This window comes from Mucilaginibacter sp. P19, assembly GCF_050632265.1.
In the GTDB taxonomy this organism is placed as follows: Bacteria; Bacteroidota; Bacteroidia; order Sphingobacteriales; family Sphingobacteriaceae; genus Mucilaginibacter; species Mucilaginibacter gossypii.
In genome coordinates this window covers 418,894-440,164 of record NZ_CP192586.1, presented here as the reverse complement: position 1 = coordinate 440,164, position 21,271 = coordinate 418,894, and the positions used below count along the sequence as shown (strand labels likewise).

The 21,271-nt window shown below is 43.9% G+C and carries 17 protein-coding genes, 2 tRNA genes and 3 rRNA genes; 8 read left to right on the top strand and 14 right to left on the bottom strand.

What is annotated here, in order from left to right; genetic code table 11:
• Window positions 1-292: 292 nt before the first annotated feature.
• The 3 genes from ACQ86K_RS02205 to ACQ86K_RS02195 are packed head-to-tail and all read left to right on the top strand — an operon-like array spanning window position 293 to window position 3,882.
• On the top strand, window positions 293-3,100 hold the full coding sequence (locus tag ACQ86K_RS02205) for an outer membrane beta-barrel family protein (RefSeq protein ID WP_091176580.1): 2,808 nt from the start codon (window positions 293-295) through the stop codon (window positions 3,098-3,100).
• Window positions 3,101-3,106: 6 nt separating this feature from the next.
• A complete protein-coding gene (locus ACQ86K_RS02200) occupies window positions 3,107-3,325 on the top strand; it encodes a hypothetical protein (protein ID WP_431199718.1) in 219 nt (72 codons plus the stop codon).
• 8 nt (window positions 3,326-3,333) lie between these two features.
• Window positions 3,334-3,882, top strand: coding sequence for a GLPGLI family protein (locus ACQ86K_RS02195; protein ID WP_431200778.1), 549 nt, complete (start codon window positions 3,334-3,336; stop codon window positions 3,880-3,882).
• A 113-nt stretch (window positions 3,883-3,995) separates the two neighbouring features.
• On the opposite strand, the gene ACQ86K_RS02190 is transcribed toward ACQ86K_RS02195, so the two are convergent.
• From ACQ86K_RS02190 to ACQ86K_RS02160, 7 genes are read right to left on the bottom strand one after another with little or no spacing between them, the layout of a single operon-like run.
• Window positions 3,996-4,784 (bottom strand): SDR family oxidoreductase, encoded by a 789-nt coding sequence (locus ACQ86K_RS02190; protein ID WP_091176575.1) that lies wholly within the window; start codon window positions 4,782-4,784, stop codon window positions 3,996-3,998.
• 25 nt (window positions 4,785-4,809) lie between these two features.
• Window positions 4,810-4,944 (bottom strand): hypothetical protein, encoded by a 135-nt coding sequence (locus tag ACQ86K_RS02185; protein WP_431199717.1) that lies wholly within the window; start codon window positions 4,942-4,944, stop codon window positions 4,810-4,812.
• On the bottom strand, window positions 4,937-6,091 hold the full coding sequence (fucP, locus tag ACQ86K_RS02180) for an L-fucose:H+ symporter permease (RefSeq protein WP_431199716.1): 1,155 nt from the start codon (window positions 6,089-6,091) through the stop codon (window positions 4,937-4,939). The genes ACQ86K_RS02185 and fucP overlap by 8 nt, the downstream gene beginning before the upstream one ends.
• A 33-nt stretch (window positions 6,092-6,124) precedes the next feature.
• Complete coding sequence (locus tag ACQ86K_RS02175; protein ID WP_091176571.1) at window positions 6,125-7,336, bottom strand: DUF6786 family protein; 1,212 nt, start codon at window positions 7,334-7,336, stop codon at window positions 6,125-6,127.
• An 8-nt stretch (window positions 7,337-7,344) separates the two neighbouring features.
• Window positions 7,345-7,803, bottom strand: a complete 459-nt coding sequence (locus tag ACQ86K_RS02170) for a fumarylacetoacetate hydrolase family protein (RefSeq protein WP_431199715.1) — start codon at window positions 7,801-7,803, stop codon at window positions 7,345-7,347.
• Window positions 7,773-8,195 carry a hypothetical protein gene (locus ACQ86K_RS02165; RefSeq protein WP_431199714.1) on the bottom strand — a complete coding sequence of 141 codons (423 nt, stop codon included), beginning with the start codon at window positions 8,193-8,195 and terminating at the stop codon, window positions 7,773-7,775. Before ACQ86K_RS02165 ends, ACQ86K_RS02170 begins: the two co-directional genes overlap by 31 nt.
• Window positions 8,195-9,367 carry a glycoside hydrolase family 172 protein gene (locus tag ACQ86K_RS02160; RefSeq protein ID WP_091176567.1) on the bottom strand — a complete coding sequence of 391 codons (1,173 nt, stop codon included), beginning with the start codon at window positions 9,365-9,367 and terminating at the stop codon, window positions 8,195-8,197. The genes ACQ86K_RS02165 and ACQ86K_RS02160 overlap by 1 nt, the downstream gene beginning before the upstream one ends.
• Window positions 9,368-9,651: 284 nt before the next feature.
• Between ACQ86K_RS02160 and ACQ86K_RS02155 the strand changes: the two genes are divergently transcribed.
• The 3 genes from ACQ86K_RS02155 (at window position 9,652) to ACQ86K_RS02145 (ending at window position 11,423) form a co-directional block, all read left to right on the top strand.
• A complete protein-coding gene (locus tag ACQ86K_RS02155) occupies window positions 9,652-10,236 on the top strand; it encodes a Crp/Fnr family transcriptional regulator (RefSeq protein WP_091176565.1) in 585 nt (194 codons plus the stop codon).
• Between the two features lie 163 nt (window positions 10,237-10,399).
• On the top strand, window positions 10,400-11,116 hold the full coding sequence (locus tag ACQ86K_RS02150) for a pirin family protein (RefSeq protein ID WP_091176563.1): 717 nt from the start codon (window positions 10,400-10,402) through the stop codon (window positions 11,114-11,116).
• 4 nt (window positions 11,117-11,120) lie between these two features.
• Window positions 11,121-11,423, top strand: a complete 303-nt coding sequence (locus ACQ86K_RS02145; protein ID WP_091176560.1) for a hypothetical protein — start codon at window positions 11,121-11,123, stop codon at window positions 11,421-11,423.
• A 5-nt stretch (window positions 11,424-11,428) separates the two neighbouring features.
• Here the strand turns inward: ACQ86K_RS02145 and ACQ86K_RS02140 are convergent, their stop codons facing one another.
• From ACQ86K_RS02140 to ACQ86K_RS02115, 6 genes are all read right to left on the bottom strand, one after another.
• On the bottom strand, window positions 11,429-12,256 hold the full coding sequence (locus tag ACQ86K_RS02140; RefSeq protein ID WP_176844615.1) for a glycine-rich domain-containing protein: 828 nt from the start codon (window positions 12,254-12,256) through the stop codon (window positions 11,429-11,431).
• 401 nt (window positions 12,257-12,657) lie between these two features.
• A 5S ribosomal RNA gene (rrf, locus tag ACQ86K_RS02135) occupies window positions 12,658-12,769 on the bottom strand.
• Window positions 12,770-13,002: 233 nt separating this feature from the next.
• Window positions 13,003-15,882: ribosomal RNA gene (locus tag ACQ86K_RS02130) — 23S ribosomal RNA — on the bottom strand.
• A gap of 225 nt (window positions 15,883-16,107) precedes the next feature.
• Window positions 16,108-16,184: transfer RNA gene (locus ACQ86K_RS02125), tRNA-Ala, on the bottom strand.
• Between the two features lie 85 nt (window positions 16,185-16,269).
• Window positions 16,270-16,344, bottom strand: a tRNA-Ile gene (locus ACQ86K_RS02120).
• 212 nt (window positions 16,345-16,556) lie between these two features.
• Window positions 16,557-18,077 (bottom strand): 16S ribosomal RNA (locus ACQ86K_RS02115).
• The 16S, 23S and 5S rRNA genes sit together here with 2 tRNA genes alongside, the layout of an rRNA operon.
• Window positions 18,078-18,805: 728 nt before the next feature.
• Here ACQ86K_RS02115 and ACQ86K_RS02110 point away from each other — a divergent pair.
• Both ACQ86K_RS02110 and ACQ86K_RS02105 read left to right on the top strand, forming a co-directional pair.
• Complete coding sequence (locus ACQ86K_RS02110; RefSeq protein ID WP_431199713.1) at window positions 18,806-19,726, top strand: RsmB/NOP family class I SAM-dependent RNA methyltransferase; 921 nt, start codon at window positions 18,806-18,808, stop codon at window positions 19,724-19,726.
• Entirely contained in the window at window positions 19,677-20,189 is a 513-nt protein-coding gene (locus tag ACQ86K_RS02105; RefSeq protein ID WP_431199712.1) for a methyltransferase RsmF C-terminal domain-like protein, read from the top strand. The genes ACQ86K_RS02110 and ACQ86K_RS02105 overlap by 50 nt, the downstream gene beginning before the upstream one ends.
• 240 nt (window positions 20,190-20,429) lie before the next feature.
• Here the strand turns inward: ACQ86K_RS02105 and ACQ86K_RS02100 are convergent, their stop codons facing one another.
• The gene (locus ACQ86K_RS02100) at window positions 20,430-21,113 is read right to left on the bottom strand and encodes a porin family protein (RefSeq protein WP_091175483.1); all 684 of its coding nucleotides are present in this window, start codon (window positions 21,111-21,113) and stop codon (window positions 20,430-20,432) included.
• Window positions 21,114-21,271 lie beyond the last annotated feature (158 nt).

Below are 21,271 nucleotides of genomic sequence, written 5' to 3'. Positions count from 1 at the left end.
TTTTTTGAGTACCTCAGGTGGGGGATTTTCATCATTTCGGCCGTCTGTTTGCCGATCAATGTGCAATTAGACCAAACCCGCAATAATTTTATTGGAGTCCATCCCGATCAGTATCACCAGCGCCATTATTGGTGTACGAGTCCACGCCCGTGCACAGCCTCCCATATTTAACACATCCATCCGCGACAAAATGTTAAATTTTGGCGATGAAATGTTAAATCTACAGTATAAAATGTTAAATCGCTTGCACAACTAACTATTTAGTTATATTTTGGCTTTCATAATCGACCTTATGAAAATCACAATTATTGGAGTACTGCTATTTCTTGTGGGCACAGTAAGCTTATCAGCCCAAACCAATTACAGCATTAAAGGAATTATAGCCGATACCGTTTCTAATTCTAAATTAGCCAACGCAAGCATCAGCGTTATAACTGCTAAAGATTCTATCCTTCAAAAATTTACCCGTGTTAAACAGGATGGTACATTTGCCATTAACAATTTAAGTAAGGGCAAGTTCATTGTACTGGCCACTTACCCCGGTTATGCAGATTTTGTAGAGCATTTCACCTTAGATTCCGCACACACCACACACGATTTCGGCCGCATCAGCATGCTGCTTAAAGAGCGTCTTTTACAGGAAGTAATTGTAAAAGGAAAAGCGGCAGCCATTAAAATTAAGGGCGATACCACCGAGTTTAATCCTGCAGCCTACAATATCCAGCCTAACTCAAAAGTTGAAGACCTCCTGAAACAGCTGCCAGGTATCGAGGTGGATAAAGACGGCAAGATCACGGCACAAGGCCAAACGGTAAAAAAAGTGTTGGTTGATGGCGAAGAGTTTTTTGGAGATGACCCTACCCTGGTTACCAAAAACCTGCGCGCCGATATGGTAGATAAAGTACAGCTTTATGACAAGAAGAGCGATCAGGCTGCCTTTACAGGTATTGATGATGGCGTGAAAGACAAAACCATCAACATTAAACTTAAGGAAGATAAAAAGAACGGTTACTTTGGTAAGCTTGACGGCGGTATAGGTACCGATGGCTATTACCAGGGGCAGGCCTTATTTAACCGCTTTAAGGGAAAGCAGAAGTTTTCAGTTTATGGTACGCTGGGCAATAACGGTAAAACAGGTTTAGGCTGGGAAGATAATAACAAATATGGCGGCGGTAGCGGCATGGAAATGAGCGACGATGGTGGTTTTTACTTCTATAGCGGCGGAGGTGATGATCTTGATAGTTTTAGTGGCCGATATGATGGCGAAGGTAAACCGATAGCGCGTACTGGTGGCGTACATTATGATACCAAATGGAACGGCGATAAGGAATCTTTAAATACCAATTATAAAATAGGGTCACTTACGGTTGATGGGACAAAGAACACTCAAACACTAAATAACTTTCCTGGTAATATTACAACTGTTAACACCGATCAAACAAATCACAATTACCTGTTTCGCCAAAAACTCGACCTGAATTACCAGTTAAAGATCGATTCGATGCAGAACCTAAAAGTTACGGCCGACGGAACTTTAAGACAAAGCGATACCAAAAGCTCGTTCCAAACACAAAACCGCCTTCTAAACGGCAACCTTACCAACACCAACGATCAGGATAATAGCGCCAATGTTGACGGCAAGGTATTTAATGCCAGTGCCTTCTATACCAAAAAATTCAAAAAGAAAAGCCGCACATTATCGGTAAACTTCAGATCAAGCCTTAATGAAAGTGACTCGAAAGGCTTCCTGAAATCAACTCTGGGTTACTACAATTCGGCAAACGGTGAACATTTAAGGGATACAGTTACCGATCAGTATAAAGCTAATAAAACCCAAAGCACAAATATCAGCACTAATATAACTTATACCGAACCTCTCGCTAAAGATTTTACGCTGGCTTTGAGTTATATGATAGCAGTAAATAATGCTAACAACGATAGGCGCAGCTTCAATAAACCATCTGCCACAGCTGGTATTTATTCGGTTTTAGATAGCATTTATAGCAGCGATTATAAACTAAACCAATTATCAAACCAGGGAGGCGCGGTATTTAACATTCAGAAACAAAAATTCACATTTAACTTTGGTACCAAAATAGCCGGAGTTAAGTTCAAGCAGGTTGATGAATTTGGTCGTACACCTGATTTAACACGTAATTTCACCAACTGGTACCCGCAAGCCAGCTTCCAGTACAAATTTACCAAGCAATCAAGCATTCGTTTAAGCTACAATGGCAATACTTCGCAACCCAACATTGATCAGATCCAACCGGTTAGAATAAATAACGACCAATTGAACATACAAACAGGTAATGCAGACCTGAAACCGTCATTCACCAACCGTTACAACATCAGCTATAACTCGTATAAAGTTATCAGCAATCAATATATCTGGATCAGCGGTTCGTACTCAACAACCAGTAACCCCATTGTAACCAATGCTGTACGCGATACTTCTGGTGTTATTACCTATAAGCCATCAAATTTAAAAAACCACTCAACCAGCACTTTTTGGGCAAATAGCTATTTTGAAAGAAAAATACCGGGAATAAATATTAACGCTGGTTTCGAGCTATCAGCTAACGGTAGTAGCTACTATAACTTCCAGAATGATACGCTAAACAAAACCAAATCATATAACTATTCGGGAAGTATCCGGCTTTCTAAATATAAAGAGAAAAAGTACGATGCCTGGATTTCGGCGGGCCCTACCTACACGATCAACTCATCATCGTTAAATTCCGCGCTAAATAATAACGGACGCGGATTTAACGCCAACGGGGGCTTCAACATTTACCTTCCAGGAAAATTCCAGATCGGATCGGATGGAAACTACACCTATAACGCTCCGACAAAATCTTTCCCTGATCAAGATTTCAGGCGCTTCCTGTTAAATGCCAATATAGCGCGCACATTTTTTAAAGACGCGCTGAAAGCAACCATTTCGGGCAATGATTTGTTAAATCAAAATACCGGTTATAACCGTACCGGTGCATCAAACATCATTACGCAAGAACGTTACACCACAATAAGGAGGTACTTCATGTTCACCCTCACCTGGGATTTTAACAAAGTTGGAGGCGGTGCACCTAAAAAATAACCTATCATGAAAAAGATTTTAACCTTAACAACCATATTGCTATTAAGTGCGAACTTTTTGCTTGCGCAAGGCAATAAGCATTTTACTTTTCACGGTACCATTGAGTATAACAAAACCTCAAATGTATGGGCTATGCTGCAAAAAGCCATTAATAAAGATAACGAAATGTGGTACCAGCCCAGGTATGAACAATATAAAAAAACAAACCCCAGTTTAAGGTATTAAAAAGCACCCTGAAATTTGGCAATTACCAAACGCTGTTTACACCTATTGAACCGGAAACACCAACAGCCGGTTACTGGAGTGAGCCAATGATGACAGCTCAAAACAGCACCGTATTTTCTGACTTTAATACAGGACTGAGCATCAGCCAAAAAAGTGTATTTGAAGAAACCTTTTTGGTGAAAGACACCACCCGTCATATCAAATGGAAACTTACCGGCGAAACCCGTGAAATTGCCGGCTATCCATGTCGTCGGGCTAACGGCCTGATTCTTGATTCGATTTATGTAGTAGCTTTTTATACCGAAGAGATTCCTGTTTCTGGCGGTCCCGAATCATTTAATGGCTTGCCAGGGATGATATTAGGCGTAGCCCTCCCGCACGAAAACGTAACCTGGTTTGCCACTAAAGTTACCGAACAGCCTATCGACGAAAAATCATTAACAGCACCCAAAAAAGGCAAAGCAGCCACTAACAAGAGCTTCATGACTATATTGCAAAACGCCATGAAAGATTGGGGTACGGAGGGAAAAGAGTATTTGAAGGGGTTTTCGTTGTAGATAAATTCATACTAACTACCAACAAATAAAAAACGTCATTACCTTTCTGGCAATGACGTTTTTTATTGTATCAAAAATCTTGGCGACTTAGCGCCTTGCGTGCTTAATAAAACTTACGCATTGGCCAAAGCCCTATCCAAATGCACATAACCACCATCAACATAAATTAGCTGACCGGTAGTATGGCTTGATACCGGCGACAATAAAAACGCTACGGTATTGGCAATTTCCTCAGCAGTAGTCATCCGGTTACCCAGCGGAATTTTTGACTCAATTTCTTTCAGTTTTGCCTGAGGATCGGGCAGGGTCTTGATCCAATTAGCGTAAAGCGGTGTCCAGCATTCGGCTACTACCAGTGCGTTTACGCGGATGCCGTATTTCAAAAGCTCAACCGCCCATTCGCGGGTAAGCGCGTTACGGCCACCGTTTGATGCCGCATAACCCGAAGTATTACCCTGACCTGTATCAGCAGTTTTTGAGGTAATGTTAAGGATAGCCCCTTTTGATTTTTTTAGTTCGGGCAAGGCGTGATGCGCCATCAGATAATAATGCACCACGTTTTTATGTAACGATGCCATGAAACCTTCGTAGTCGCCGCTTTCCAGGCCGACTCCATCATTTACCCCGGCATTGTTTACCAATCCGTCAATACGGCCAAATTTAACTATAACTTTATTCACTGCGTTTTCGCATGCTTTGGGATCAGTAAGTTCGGCTACTACCTGATACGCCTTATGTCCTGCTGCTTCTACAGCTTCAACCGTTTTCAGGTTATCAGCCTCACCGCGGCCTATTATAACCGGGATAGCCCCTTCAGCAGCTAACACTTTCACTATGCCTTCGCCTATGCCCTTGGCCCCCCCGGTAACAATAATTACCTTATCTGTAAGTTGTAAATTCATTTTTTTATAATAGATAGATCAAATATTAATGCGAACCTGATAAGGTTAGCTTTTTAACTTTATGGTTGTTGATAGCAAAGATCAGGATGCCAAAAAAGCAAATACCCGGAACAACATAAGCCCACTGAATGCTATGAGTGGCATCAGATACCCTACCCATGATTACCGGGAAAATAGCGCCACCTACAATACCCATAATTACCAGCGACAGAACCTAATTTGGTTTTAGCACCAAGTCCACGGATACTTAACGAGAAAATAGTTGGGAACATGATCGACATAAAGAACCAGGTACACATTAACGCGTAAACCGCTACTTCGCCTTTTAGTGTTACGGCCATAGCTATCAGGAAAATGTTAATAATCGCATAAGTGATAAGCAGTTTAACCGGGTTAAAATAACGCATGAGCAATGTACCAATAAACCTGCCTGCCATGAAACCCGCAGAAGCGATAGTGAGATAAAAAGAAGCCGGTTTTTCGGCAAATCCGGCTACTTTTTCTGAATAGCGGATAAAGAAACTACTTATACCAGCCTGTGCCCCTACATATAAAAACTCAGCAAAGATACCGGCCCTTAAACTTTTCACGTGCAGTAGCTCGCTTATCCTTACACCAAGCGAACGATTGTCGTTAACTGCCTCTTCACTGGTTTCTTCAACAATTGGCGGGAAGTGCGTACGATAAATTAAGAATGCAACTACAAGCACCACTGCGCCGATTACCACAAAAGGAATTTGTACAGACGATGCTTCATGATTAAGATATTCATTCAGCTGCTCGGGCGACATTTTGCTTGATTCCGCATCTGTTAACACTTTGCCCGATAAAATATAATTGCCACCTACAAGCGGAGCTAAGGTAGCAGCCAATCCGTTAAATGATTGTGAAAAGTTGATCCTTCTTTCAGCACCAGCCGGATCACCTAATACCGTTATGTAAGGATTAGCGGCTGTTTCCAAAAAGGCCGCTCCCGAAAATACGATGAATAACGCTGCTAAAAAGAACGCGTAGTTACGCACCGCAGCAGCAGGGAAAAACAGGAATGCTCCTGTTGAAAAAAGTATCAAACCTAAAATGATCCCACCCTTGTAGCCATATTTTTTCATGAATTGCGCGGCCGGAATGGGTAATATAAAATAGGCAATATAGGATGCCGAATCGATCAGTGAGGATTGCAGGTCATTAAGCTGACAGGCTTTTTTTAAGTGTGGAATTAGTATCGGATTAAGATTGAGCGCGAACCCCCAGATAAAGAACAGGGAGGTAATTAATGCTACTGCGAACAGGGCGTTGTTTTTTGACATTGAGTATTTATTGGTTGGTTGTATATTGATCTGTTATTTAAATGCGGTCGCGATCTCATCTAACGAAATCCCCAGCGTTTTTAATGCTATTTTATTTAATGCGGCTTTATTACCGGTGAAATGGAATACACTATGTTTATGTGTAAGCTTTTCGCCCGGCTTCAGGAACGCGGCGGGTGATACACTTTCTATCTCATAAAAGGGCCCCATTTGTTTACCATCTGCCAGTGGGCCATCGTTATAAGCATTTACCGCGTCGCCGCTGTAAGGCGCAGTATCTGTTTTCCATTCCTGGTTTAGGTAGGATGCTGTGCTATCCACATCAAACGTCGTGATGGTTAAAACATCGCTCTCCGCATCATAGCTACCAGCCATATTTTTTGCACGATGAGGTGGAATACCCAGCTTGCCACGGCTTTTTCCATCAGCCTTAAACAGCAGGATGCCGTTTTTATAAGTGATTCTGTCTTTCGGGATCTCGCCAAAATAATTGGTGGTAGCTATTTTACCGGTAGCACTTTCATTATATGGCACTACGATCACCACTTTTGGCGAAGGGGTAAACATATCTAAATTCCAAAGGCATGGCGCACCGGTTATTTTATCCCAGGCCTTATCACCTGTATTTATGATAGTATTCAGCGTATTGAAGCCTACTGCCTTTACCGATGTGTCGGCATCAATACCAAGTACCTGCTGTATAGCTTTTGGCTCCATGATCTCCACATCCCGCTCCAGCTTTATTGATAATTCGGTACCGGCATAATTTTGCAGATGCGTGCTTTTGCTCATCGATACCTTTTTATCCGAAGCTGAAATGAGTTCCCAGCTTTCATTATCAACGGCAGCCGGCGTATGCCAATTGGCAAACTCCATTTTAGTGCCGGGCTTAAAGAAAAGCGAAAATTGCCCGCCTTCCGGCCCGAGCCATAAACGGTCTTCCCCGCCAAAGGCATTCATATGCGGGTCGGGCTGTTTCTGGTCGAAAGTTTCGTATTTGATCCAACCGAAACTTTTACCGAAAGAGCCTTCTGCTGTTGATGTAAATACCTTGCCTTGATATTTTGGAGATACCATAACCATTCCTAAGCCACCGTCACTTAAAACTATCAGACTATCGTCCCTCTTCCGCAGAAACTCCTCGTCATATTTAAAACTTCCTCTTTTCACAGGTGGTTTATACATAGTGCATGCAGCCAAACTGGCAATCAGCAAAACTAATGATGACTTTTTTAAAAGCTGCATGATACCGGTTATTTATGTTTTGGGTTTAAGCCAATCACGTTCACCATTGTGCCAATATGATCAATGCTGATTTCCACCACATCACCGGCTTGCAAAGTAAAGCCTGGCGGCGGCACCAGGCAGGTACCCGTCATTAAAAAGCATCCGTTAGGGAAATCACATTCACTATATAAATAGCCGGTAAGTTCGGTAAAAGAACGTTTAATGCGCGATACGGTAGTTTCATCTTCAAAAACCAGCTTTCCGTCGCGTTTGATATTCATACTGATCATCGTTTCGCCGGGAATTGCCGATGAAGTAACATATAAGCATGGCCCAAGCGCGGCGCTTTTTTCATAAACTTTAGCCTGCGGCAGATATAAAGCATTTTCGCCCTCAATACTCCTCGAACTCATGTCATTGCCAATGGTATATCCCTGGATATTACCATCGCTGTTCACAAATAGTGTAAGCTCAGGCTCCGGCACGTCCCAATCCGAGTCTTTGCGGATGTAAACCTCGCCGTTGTGCCCGGATACCCGATGTGCAAGCGCTTTGAAAAAAGCTCAGGGCGGGCTGCGTCATAAACCTTGTCATACAAACTTGCGCCTGTTTCTGACTCCTCCATACGGGCATCACGGCTACGTAAATAAGTTACGCCGGCGGCCCATACTTCCTGGCTGCCAATAGGCGGCAGAATATTGCCGTTCAGATATTCATTCTCCACCTCGGCGCTTAAAGCCGTAGTATCGGCAGTGATCGATTCCAGGTAAGCCGCTAAACCATCCCGGTTGATCAGTTTATCCCATTCATCATCAATAATATATGATGAACCGTTATGTTGCAATAGGCTGCCTTTGGCAAGTTTATATAGTTTCATTAGTTTACTTCCAGTTCGTCTTTTGAGGGGAATTTAGGGAAAGGGCCATGTTCGCCGGTTTGATACCAGAACACGGTTGAAGCGATATCGTCCTGCAGGGGCATGTAACGGCCATCATGCCGCCAGCCCAATGCCTGTATAGTAACCTTAAGGCTTTTTTCAAAGCGAATGGGATCTACAATATGCCAGCGGTACATGCCGAAACGTTGCGCAATATTGTAATGCCCGTCACCGCGGATCACCTGCGGTAAGCCGCTGTAGGGGCTGCAAAATTCGGTGTATTCTGTTCCGGGTTTCTCTTTACCCTCGGCATCCTTGTGACGGGTATCAAAATCATATGATCCGCAGAAATAATCCTCCGTACCAGTACCGTTTATGGTAGGGAATTTGGTATCGCCATCCATAAAAAACTTGATCTCGCCTTCGCCCCACCAGCCATTTTTGTTTGAGCCATAAGCGATGTAAGTACCTACGTATTGCCCTTTGCCTTTAATGCTATCCACCAAAACAAAATCTTTTTTATACGGCAGCGGGTTTACCCTGCGAAATTGCGCATGGAAATACCCGGCATCTTCAGGCACATCTGTCAGGGTATAATCAACCTGGTAATAGAGCACCATATCCGCATCGTCGATATTTTCCATAGTGATGCGGCATTTTTTGCGGAACGGCATTGGCCAGTAGCAATTAAATGCACTGCCAGGATTAACCGCCACTGCGAGGGAACTTACCGGTGCATATTTACCCCATCCCATACAAAAAAAGTCGCCCACCGGCACCTCCACGGATGGGGTAGTTTCATCGTCCCAATAAAAACGGATTATGGAATAGCGCCAGTTACCGGTAGGTGTCATCCAGATATGCTGAATAGCGCCCGATCCGTTAATTTCGGCAACGGTAAAAGTTGTATGCTTTTTGATAACAACGCTCGGGCTTACTTTCCAGGTCTGGCCTAAGTCGCGGGATGCGTTGGCGCCGGTGCCGTTTGTGGCCATGCCACCTTTACCTTTCTCGCCGGTAAAATTTTCGGGACTAATAGACCGTGTTTTAGCATCAGAAGTACGGTAAAGGTTGCCGAGCCCAACATCAAGACCGTTAAATTTCTGCTGCGCATCAACAAACGAAGCAACAATAACACACAGGCAGATCGTTAAAAAATAATTTTTCACCATAAAACTTATCTTTAAAATCAATTAACGCAGTAATTGGTAATGCGCTCCAGGTTTATTTGTTTATGCTTCAGGCCTTGGTTAAAAAGCCATTCACAATCATATTGATAATTTTTTGCTATCCATACCGCTTTATAAGCATAACATGCGCATATTTTGGCATGGCTTACCTGCGGTTGATAAAGCTAATTTAAAAATTATTAAATAATGCCCTGTACCTGTAAAAAACAGGATAGATTAATTGCCCATTCTTCGATAAATAAGCTAAATAAACCACATTTTTGCATATGCCGTTTGATCTGATACTTAACAATCTCGAAAAACACATCCACTTAACCCGCGAAGAACAGGAAATTTTTACGGCTTATTTACAGCCTAAAAAAATAAAACGCAAACAGTTTTTGCTTACTTATGGTGAAGTATGCAAGTATTCGGCTTTTGTAACGGCCGGTTGTTTGCGAGGCTATACCGTAGATAAAAGTGGTATCGAACACGTGTTAAACTTTGCCCCTGCCGACTGGTGGATTGCCGATATGTATAGTCTAATTTCGCAAAAACCCGGTATCCAGAATATCGAAGCATTGGAAGATACAGATGTACTGCTGCTCTCAAAAGCAAATCAGGAAAAACTATACACACAAATCCCAAAGTTTGAACATTTTTTCCGGATCCTTACCGAAAATTCTTTGGTAGCCAGCCAGCAGAGGTTGATCGATAGTTTAAGCTTAACTGCCGAAGAACGTTATAATAATTTTTGCAAGCGTTACCCCACATTGATCGATCACTTGCCCCAAAAACAAATAGCATCTTATATTGGTGTAACCCCCGAATTTTTTAGCCGGATGAAGGGCGAGATGGTGAGGAAAAGATAGGCACGAATTACACTAATTCAACCGAATTGACACGAATTGAGAACAATTAAAATTCGTGCCAATTCAATTCGCATAATTAGTGCCTGTTAATTTCTTAACCTACATCAAGTGCCGCCAGCCCACCTCCCTTTAACTTTGTATTACAATTTAAAGGAAACACACAATGGCACAAACCGTTTTACATAAAGCTAACACTCGCGGACATGCAGACCATGGATGGCTGCACAGCTTTCAATCATTCAGTTTTGCAGGATATTACAACCCACAGCGTATGAACTTTGGTGCATTGAGGGTATTAAACGATGATACAGTTGATCCAGGTATGGGTTTCGGCAAACATCCGCATGATAATATGGAAATTATTTCCATTCCGCTGGAAGGAGATCTGGAACACAAGGATAGCATGAACAATGTGGCTGTTATCAAAAACGGCGATATCCAGGCCATGAGTGCAGGTACCGGAATTTTCCACAGCGAATATAATTTTGACCGTACCAGCGAAGTGAAATTTTTGCAGATCTGGATCTACCCTAATAAAAGAAACGTAGAACCACGTTATGATCAGATCTCACTAAATCTTGAAGACCGTCATAATAAATTGCAACAGGTATTATCACCCAATCCTGATGACGCGGGTGTATGGATCCACCAGGATGCCTGGTTCCATTTGGGCAAATTTGATCAAGGAATAAGTACTGAATATGCTATTAAAAAAGAAGGCAACGGCGTTTATGCGTTTGTGTTAAGCGGCGAAGTGATTATTAATGGCGAAACTTTAAATAGTCGCGATGCTTTGGGTATTTGGGATGCCGACAAATTTACCGTTGAAGCAGGTACAGATTCTGAGTTTTTGTTGATTGATGTACCGATGAAATTTTAAGATCATGGAAAAGAAACAGATACTGGTAATTGGCCGGCATCCAGAAATATTAGCCACAGTAGTGAGATTAGTAAACAATAATCCTGACTGGAACGCAACTGGCTGCCTCACCGATGAGGAAGCCATTGCGGCGTTCCCTACCCAAGACTTTAAAGTGGTGTTATTAGGTGGAGGGGTTGATGAGATATCGGAAGTTAAACTGAACGAATATTTCTGTAATGAAAAACCAGAAATTAAGATCGTACAACATTTTGGAGGTGGAAGCGGATTGCTCTCGGCTGAGATTTTTGAGGCATTAGGTAGCTGACTAACTTAATGGCTGCTGCAACCACTACATCCTGAAGCAGAGCACCCTGAGCAACCGCTTCCACATCCACTGCCCCCACCGCTATGGCACCCATGACCAGAATGTCCGTGATGGCCCGAATCGAAACCACCATCAGCTCCGCAGCCGACGGTACTACAACCAGTCCCACCACCATTACCGTCACGGTCCCGTTTATCATCATTGCGCCCTTCACTATGATAACTTAATATGGTAACACCAACAAACAGTACCAGGAAAATTAATATAAAAATATCATTATCTGAGGCCTGTATGCATATCCATGAAACAAGGATCAACAACCCCATCAGCAACAATACTTTAATTCGTCGAGGTTTACGGATAAGCCAGTATTTATCCAGGTTCACTCGTTGAAAATTAATCTCTTTAAAGCGGACTTCGTTTCCAGGCCAGATATCAGTAGGCGACTGTTCGTTAAAACAGTTAAAATATAATTGGCCGGTATCAGTATAAAACGTGTCATACTTTACTGCTTCGCTATTTCCACCTTTAGTAGGATTATGATGGATCTCCCTTCCGAGTGTGCCACGGCAAAGATCTATCCAATATGAGCGGGTAAAAGTTAAATGCAGGTGCCAGGCCTGATCAATAGCATCGGAAGGTGTTACACCATGTTCGGAGATACAACAAAGAAAAATAAAACGTTTGTATTCAGCAATCACCCTACGGGTATAAACTAAGTCCCACCCATTCTCGCGCGCCAGGCGTTCGGAAAATTTGAAAGCAGCTTCAGGATCATCCAATTGAAAATCCAGGATCTTTTGCCAAAGCGCGGCTTGTTCTGCTGTAAGCATATGTTTAGGTATATACTTTAAAAATAGCAAAATAATATGGTAATGAAATGTTTATTGGTGATGGTGTTCGTTATCTTGCTATCGCTCGGACTTTGTTCATTTTGTTAAGAAAAAGAACAAAGCCAACCCGCGGCAACTGAGCGGGCCAATGTAAAGTTAAATACAACAATGATTTCTTTGGGCGTTGCCTGCGGCCGGGCTATGCGCTCATACTGCACGGGCATTAGCCACAAGGCCGATATTCGCTCCTATCCCCAACGCGGGTTTGGGGTGAGTGGTTGATTGGGGAATGATGAGTGGTTTCTGATTGAAATGAAGGACTCTTCAAAGCCCTAATAACGCAAAAAGCCTTAGTTATTAGCTAAGGCTTTTGCGATTATTGCACTATTGAAAGTGATAAAGGGTGGCACCGACCTACTCTCCCACGTTTTACCGCAGTACCATCGGCTCTGGCGGGCTTGACTTCTCTGTTCGGAATGGGAAGAGGTAGACACCGCCGATATAGGCACCTGAATTTCTTTTGTTGAGGTGAAAGCTGAAAGGTAAAAGGTCAAAGGTTTTCTTACCTTTTGCCTCTATCCTTTGGCCTTTCGCCTGAACAATGACATATTATTGAAAGAAGTGATTGAATGTAAGAGAAAACAACAGCATTGTTGTTTTTGTTGTCACCGGCTCACTTATTCCTCATTCTACGATATTGCTACCAATGAACTACTGAACAAATAAACCAGTGAACGTTTTTCTATCTGAAGAAAGCTTCGGGCAATTAGTATTACTCGGCTATGATGTCACCACCTTTATACCTGTAACCTATCAACGTAGTAGTCTCCTACGACCCTCAATGGAAGTCTCATCTTGTGGCTAGTTTCGCACTTAGATGCTTTCAGCGCTTATCTATTCCCAACGTAGCTACTCTGCAGTACACCTGGCGGCATAACAGATTCACCAGAGGTTAGTCCAACCCGGTCCTCTCGTACTAAGGTCAGCCCCACTCAAACTTCCTACGCCCACAACAGATAGGGACCGAACTGTCTCGCGACGTTCTGAACCCAGCTCGCGTGCCACTTTAATGAGCGAACAGCTCAACCCTTGGGACCTTCTCCAGCCCCAGGATGTGACGAGCCGACATCGAGGTGCCAAACCTCCCCGTCGATATGAGCTCTTGGGGGAGATCAGCCTGTTATCCCCAGCGTACCTTTTATCCTTTGAGCGATGGCCCTTCCATGCAGAACCACCGGATCACTATATCCGTCTTTCGACCCAGCTCGACTTGTCTGTCTCACTGTCAAGCAAGCTTATGCTATTGCACTCCGCGTACGGTTACCAAGCGTACTGAGCTTACCTTTGAAAGCCTCCGTTACCTTTTTGGAGGCGACCACCCCAGTCAAACTACCCGCCAAACAATGTTCTCCACTTTGTAGAGTTAGACACCAAATACAGAAAGGGTGGTATTTCAACGTTGACTAACCAACTCCTAGCGAAGCTGGATCACAGTCTCCCACCTATCCTACACATCCTGTATCCGATATCAATGTTAAGCTATAGTGAAGGTGCATGGGGTCTTTCCGTCCCGTTGCGGGTAACCGGCGTCTTCACCGATACCACAATTTCACCGAGCTCATGGCTGAGACAGCGCCCAGATCGTTACACCATTCGTGCAGGTCGGAACTTACCCGACAAGGAATTTCGCTACCTTAGGACCGTTATAGTTACGGCCGCCGTTTACTGGGGCTTCGATTCAATGCTTCGCCTTGCGACTAACATCCCCTCTTAACCTTCCAGCACCGGGCAGGTGTCAGGCCTTATACGTCATCTTGCGATTTTGCAAAGCCATGTGTTTTTGTTAAACAGTCGCCTGGGCCTTTTCACTGCGGCTGACATTGCTGCCAGCGCCCCTTCTCCCGAAGTTACAGGGCCATTTTGCCGAGTTCCTTAGCCATGATTCACTCGAGCACCTTAGGATTCTCTCCTCGACTACCTGTGTCGGTTTACGGTACGGGTTTTTATTACCTGAAGCTTAGCGGGTTTTCTTGGAAGTCTGATTACCTGAACTATCACCTTGTCCGAAGATTTGGTGTACTATCAGCTTTCAGCAAAGTCTGCGTACTTAACTACAAACTCTATACCTACAGCCTTTAACGAACTATTCCGTCAGTTCGCGTCAGTGTCACTACTCCGTCACCGCATCGCAGTAATAAAAAGTACTGGAATATTAACCAGTTGTCCATCGGCTACGCCTGTCGGCTTCACCTTAGGCCCCGACTAACCCTGATCCGATTAGCGTTGATCAGGAAACCTTAGTCTTTCGGTGGGCGGGTTTCTCTCCCGCCTTATCGTTACTTATGCCTACATTTGCTTTTCTATTCCCTCCACAGTCAGTTACCTTCCTGCTTCGCCGGATAATAGAATGCTCCCCTACCAGTCATATTAATATGAATCCATAGCTTCGGTATACTGCTTGATGCCCGTTTATTATCCATGCCCGATCGCTCGACTAGTGAGCTGTTACGCACTCTTTAAATGAATGGCTGCTTCCAAGCCAACATCCTAGCTGTCTGTGCAATCGGACCTCGTTAGTTCAACTTAGCAATAATTTAGGGACCTTAGCTGATGGTCTGGGTTCTTTCCCTCTCGGCCATGGACCTTAGCACCCATAGCCTCACTCCAGCGTATATTATAAAGCATTCGGAGTTTATCTGGATTTGGTAGGATTTGACTCCCCCGCACCCAATTAGTAGCTCTACCTCTTTATAACTCAACCGCCAGGCTGTTCCTAAAAACATTTCGGGGAGTACGAGCTATTTCCCAGTTTGATTAGCCTTTCACCCCTACCCACAAGTCATCCGGAAACTTTTCAACGTTTATCGGTTCGGTCCTCCAGTACCTGTTACGGCACCTTCAACCTGCCCATGGGTAGATCACAAGGTTTCGCGTCTACCTCCCCTGACTATACGCCCTTTTCAGACTCGCTTTCGCTTCGGATCCGTGTCTTAAACACTTAACCTTGCCAGGGAAGAGTAACTCGTAGGCTCATTATGCAAAAGGCACGCCGTCACCCGTTGCCAGGCTCCGACCGCTTGTAAGTACACGGTTTCAGGTTCTATTTCACTCCCCTGTTCGGGGTTCTTTTCACCTTTCCCTCACGGTACTGGTTCACTATCGGTCTCTCAGGAGTATTTAGCCTTACCGGATGGTGCCGGCAAATTCCCACAAGGCGTCTCCGACCTCGCGGTACTCAGGATACCACTATCCTATTATCTATTACCCGTACGCAGCTCTCATGCTCTATGGCCGGGTTTCCCACCCCGTTCCGGTTCTATTTAATATTCATGTTGTGGTCCTACAACCCCTGCTATGCCGTAACATAACAGGTTTGGGCTTCTTCCATTTCGCTCGCCACTACTCTGGAAATCACTATTGTTTTCTCTTCCTCTGCTTACTTAGATGTTTCAGTTCGGCAGGTTAGCGCATTTATGCAGTTATTCTTCAAATAACTAGGTTTCCCCATTCGGAAATCTGCGGATTAATTCATATTTGCTAATCCCCGCAGCTTATCGCAGCTTATCACGTCCTTCTTCGCCTCTGAGAGCCAAGGCATCCCCCGTGTACCCTTTCTTACTTTCTTCTACTCTTGCGCCTTTTGCGCCGCAAGGTATGTCTTTATTTTAGATCAGTCATTAAGTCATTATTTCATTGAGTCATTGCATTGCTGCTTTGTCTCTTTGTAGTATTGAACCTAACAACGTCTCTATCTGTTGTTTTCTCTTGTTTTCAATTACTTCTTCCAATATGTCAAAGAACGTTAGTTTTCATCTGTAGCGTAACCTATATTATAGTTACTGTAGAATACTTGGTGGAGAATAACGGATTCGAACCGTTGACCCCCTGCGTGCAAGGCAGGTGCTCTAGCCAGCTGAGCTAATCCCCCGTTAGATGAGGTGAAAACTGAAAGGTTAAAGCTGAAAGGTTTTCTTACCTTTTGCCTTTATCCTTTTCCCTTTCTTCCTTTTTTGTAGTCCCGAGCAGATTTGAACTGCTGACCCCTACATTATCAGTGTAGTGCTCTAACCAAGCTGAGCTACAGGACTATTTGTTTTTAGTTGCAGTTATCAGTTGCAGTTTGCAGGACTTTTCTGCCTACTGCTGCTGCCACTGCTTACTGCCACTTGTCCTGTACTTACTTGCGTTTGCACATTCCACAGATGGCTTCATCTTCTGGGTTTCCTTTTGTCTTTTTGTTTGTGTTTTAAGAAATATCATGTAGGTAACAGTTCCGAATTACTCAGAGATCCTGCTCCAGAAAGGAGGTATTCCAGCCACACCTTCCGGTACGGCTACCTTGTTACGACTTAGCCCCAGTTACCGACTTTACCCTAGGACGCTCCTTGCGGTTACGCACTTCAGGCACTTCCAGCTTCCATGGCTTGACGGGCGGTGTGTACAAGGCCCGGGAACGTATTCACCGCGTCATTGCTGATACGCGATTACTAGCGAATCCAACTTCACGGGGTCGAGTTGCAGACCCCGATCCGAACTGTGAATGGCTTTAAGAGATTGGCATCCTGTTGCCAGGTAGCTGCCCTCTGTACCATCCATTGTAGCACGTGTGTAGCCCCGGACGTAAGGGCCATGATGACTTGACGTCGTCCCCTCCTTCCTCTCTATTTGCATAGGCAGTCTGTTTAGAGTCCCCACCTTAAATGCTGGCAACTAAACATAGGGGTTGCGCTCGTTGCGGGACTTAACCCAACACCTCACGGCACGAGCTGACGACAGCCATGCAGCACCTAGTTTCGTGTTCCGAAGAACTGTGACGTCTCTGTCACATTCACTAACTTTCAAGCCCGGGTAAGGTTCCTCGCGTATCATCGAATTAAACCACATGCTCCTCCGCTTGTGCGGGCCCCCGTCAATTCCTTTGAGTTTCACCCTTGCGGGCGTACTCCCCAGGTGGAACACTTAACGCTTTCGCTTAGACGCTGACCGTATATCGCCAACATCGAGTGTTCATCGTTTAGGGCGTGGACTACCAGGGTATCTAATCCTGTTTGATCCCCACGCTTTCGTGCCTCAGCGTCAATCATACTTTAGTAAGCTGCCTTCGCAATTGGTGTTCTGTGACATATCTATGCATTTCACCGCTACTTGTCACATTCCGCCTACCTCAAGTACATTCAAGCTCTTCAGTATCAAGGGCACTGCGATAGTTGAGCTACCGTCTTTCACCCCTGACTTAAAAAGCCGCCTACGCACCCTTTAAACCCAATAAATCCGGATAACGCTTGGATCCTCCGTATTACCGCGGCTGCTGGCACGGAGTTAGCCGATCCTTATTCTCAAGGTACATTCAACTCGATACACGTATCGAGGTTTATTCCCCTGCAAAAGCAGTTTACAACCCGTAGGGCCGTCTTCCTGCACGCGGCATGGCTGGTTCAGACTTCCGTCCATTGACCAATATTCCTTACTGCTGCCTCCCGTAGGAGTCTGGTCCGTGTCTCAGTACCAGTGTGGGGGGTCATCCTCTCAGATCCCCTAAACATCGTCGCCTTGGTATGCCGTTACCACACCAACTAGCTAATGTTGCGCATGCCCATCTTGATCCTATAAATATTTGATTATAATACGATGCCATATCATAATGTTATGCGGTCTTAATCTCTCTTTCGAGAGGCTATCCCCCTGATCAAGGTAGGTTACATACGTGTTACGCACCCGTGCGCCACTCTCAAGGAAAGCAAGCTCTCCTATCCCGTCCGACTTGCATGTATTAGGCCTGCCGCTAGCGTTCATCCTGAGCCAGGATCAAACTCTCCATTGTAAAATGTTTTGTTTAACCACTGACCCTATTATTAATTAATAGAATCTGTATTATTATATCTTTATACAGCCTCTCTTCTTTTTGTAACTCTTCAATCTTCCTCAGCCTTAGCCTTGGTTAATCTCCCGTTACGCTACATGATTTCCATTTCTTAAAAGAACTTGCTCGCTTCATCATCCGAATCAGCTATTATGTCGTCGCAATTTTCATCGCTTAACTTGTCAGTTTGTTTCCCCGAAAATCGCTTTCGGCTCTTTTGTTTTACTCATTAACTATTGTTAACTTTCTTCCTTCTCTTATTGACTGAACTCGCTCAGCCTCAACTTCTTTCGCTCTTTCAAGCTCCCTTCCGTTTGGGTCTGCAAAGGTAGAAAACCTTTTCTTATTTCCAAAACTTTTTTATTTTTTATTTTTCAAAGTTTCAGACCCGCTTCGCTCTCTCCTTTTCCTCTTTTGCGGGCTGCAAAGGTGTGGATTTCATTTTGATTTAGCAAGTGAAAATTTCACTTTTTTAATCTTTTTATTCGCTTTTAATTTTCAAAAAACAACGCCTCTTTTTCTAAAGCGGTCACAAATGTACACAGAAAACCAGCTACCAACCAAGATATATTTTCAAATAATTAAACCTATTTTACAACTACCTGTAAATTAAGGCAAAATACATCCCCAAACACCTTCATAATTAAGTAAAGACGGGCATTTAGCTAATGTGTATATTTGAAATGTATATGAACGAGCATAATTTCCCTCCGCATTTCATCGCATCATTGAGCGCGGAAAACGGCTTCGATGAAGAAAATTTTGTAAAAGCGCACCGGTTTGAGGAGGCTCCAACCTCTATAAGGGTTAATCCTTTTAAACCATCTGCCTTAAAAATTACACAAAATGTACCCTGGTGCGCCAACGGATATTATCTTGAAAGCCGCCCGTCGTTCACATTCGATCCTCTTTTTCATGCCGGCTGCTATTATGTACAGGAAGCATCATCAATGTTTATTGATCATATTTTTAAAACCATCAACCAAAATAATGATGATACGGTAAAAGTACTTGACCTTTGCGCGGCACCCGGAGGTAAAAGCACCTTGCTTAATTCGGCCCTGCAACCTGCCGATTTATTAGTGGCAAACGAAATCATTAAAACGCGTGTACCTATATTAACAGATAATTTGAACCGGTGGGGTACAGCCAATACCATTGTCACCAATAATGACCCTAAAGATTTCGGGAGGTTGAAAAGCTTTTTTGATATCATACTCGTTGATGCCCCCTGCTCGGGCTCGGGCATGTTCCGAAAAGATCCGGACGCGATGAGCGAATGGTCGGAAGGGAACGTGAACCTTTGCCATCAGCGACAGGAACGCATACTAGCTGATATTTACCCAGCCTTAAAAGAAGATGGTTACCTTATATATAGTACTTGCTCCTACTCACATCAGGAAAATGAAGATATCCTGGACTGGCTTTGCACCGAGTTTGAGCTGGAAAGCATCCGCATACCTATTAATAAGGAGTGGGGCATTGTTGAAACCCAGTCGCCGGAGAAAAAAGCCTGGGGCTACCGTTTTTACCCGGGTAAGATAAAAGGCGAAGGCTTATTTGCCGCCTGCCTGCAAAAAAGAAAACAGCGGCGATCTGGCCTCCTTTAAAAATAACACCCAGCAAAAATTGCCAGGCAAGGAACTTGACCAGGTTCGCTCATATATTAATAACCCCGACGAGTTTTATTATTTTAAAGTAAATGACGACTGGATGGCTATTAACCGCTCCCATAAAGAAAGCCTCAATATACTACAGCGACACCTCTATATTAAAAAATCGGGAGTAATTATTGGTAAACTTGCCGGTAAGGACCTGATCCCTGATCATGAACTGGCGCTAAGCCTTATAATTAATAAAGATGCAGTTTTGGAAACGCTCCTTAATAAAGATCAGGCTATCCAATACCTGCGGCGGGATAATATCGAACTATCCACAACAGATAAGGGCTGGACGCTCATGACCTTTGAGGGGCATCCGCTTGGCTGGGCCAAATTATTGCCAAACCGGATCAATAATTATTATCCTAAAGAAATAAGGATTCTCTCGGCACATCCCCCGAGAGAATGGTAATATTATGCCTTTGTGTTAGATTGAAGCGGGTACCGGCCAATGTGGCTAAGGCCCTGCGCAGTATGAGCGGAAAGCCCGGCCGAAGGCAACGCCTAAATAAATAAAGATCGAACTTAAACTCACAAAAAAAGCTAAGCCGTAAAGTTTTGGAATCTCTTCCCCTTTGCGGCTTAGCATATTTGCATAAAAGTAAATGCTACATTAAAGTAGCTGTGATCAATTACCGTACTCCATTATTTATTATTGAAATTTAAACCCTAAACCAATTTGCCAAACCTGGTTACGGTAATCGGGCAGGTTTTGATCAGCATAAGGACGATTTTCGCCAAGGTCGATATTATAACGGCCGCGGATCTCCACATTGCGGTTAATATCAAAGCTTACACCAACTACGCCGGCTACGTAGCTATGACTGGCATCGTTATCAATATGATCGACACTGGTGCCCAAAGCGCTTTCGTAAGTATTTTTGGTTGAAGTTAAAAAGGTAAGCTGTGGACCAATCAGCAGGTTAAAGCCCCGTACCACCCTAAATTTAGCCAGCAAAGGCACATCAATATAATTGGTGCGCTGTGTAAATTTCCCGTCCCGGTCATTCACCTCATATCCTTTTTGCGAAAACAATACTTCGGGAGCAAATGACAGCGGGTAGATAATAGGCACATCAAAGGTTAAACCTGCGTGCCAGCCCGCAAGTGAACTCGAACTATAATTGCTGTTATAAGCATCAACCGTGTTTGAAACGTTTAAACCAACCGCCAAACCAACTTTGGGGGTGTAAAAATCATCATAACGGTGTTGGGGCTGAGACCTTTCAACGACCCGGCGGGGCGGGCGGCGATGACGCGGTCCATAGTAATACCCCTGCGCACTAACTGTCCCTACGGTAAAGAGGCACATTGCCAAGAAAAGTAATTTTTTCATCGTATTTGTCTGTTTTAAATAAGTGGCGGAAAAGTCGTTAGCCCGTTAGTTACCGGTTACCGCCGGCTTTTCCTCGTATGTATGTTAATAACGTGATAGATTAATAAAAAACACAAAGGTTTATTAGCGGTTTGATTTTTATAATAGTTATAACATCA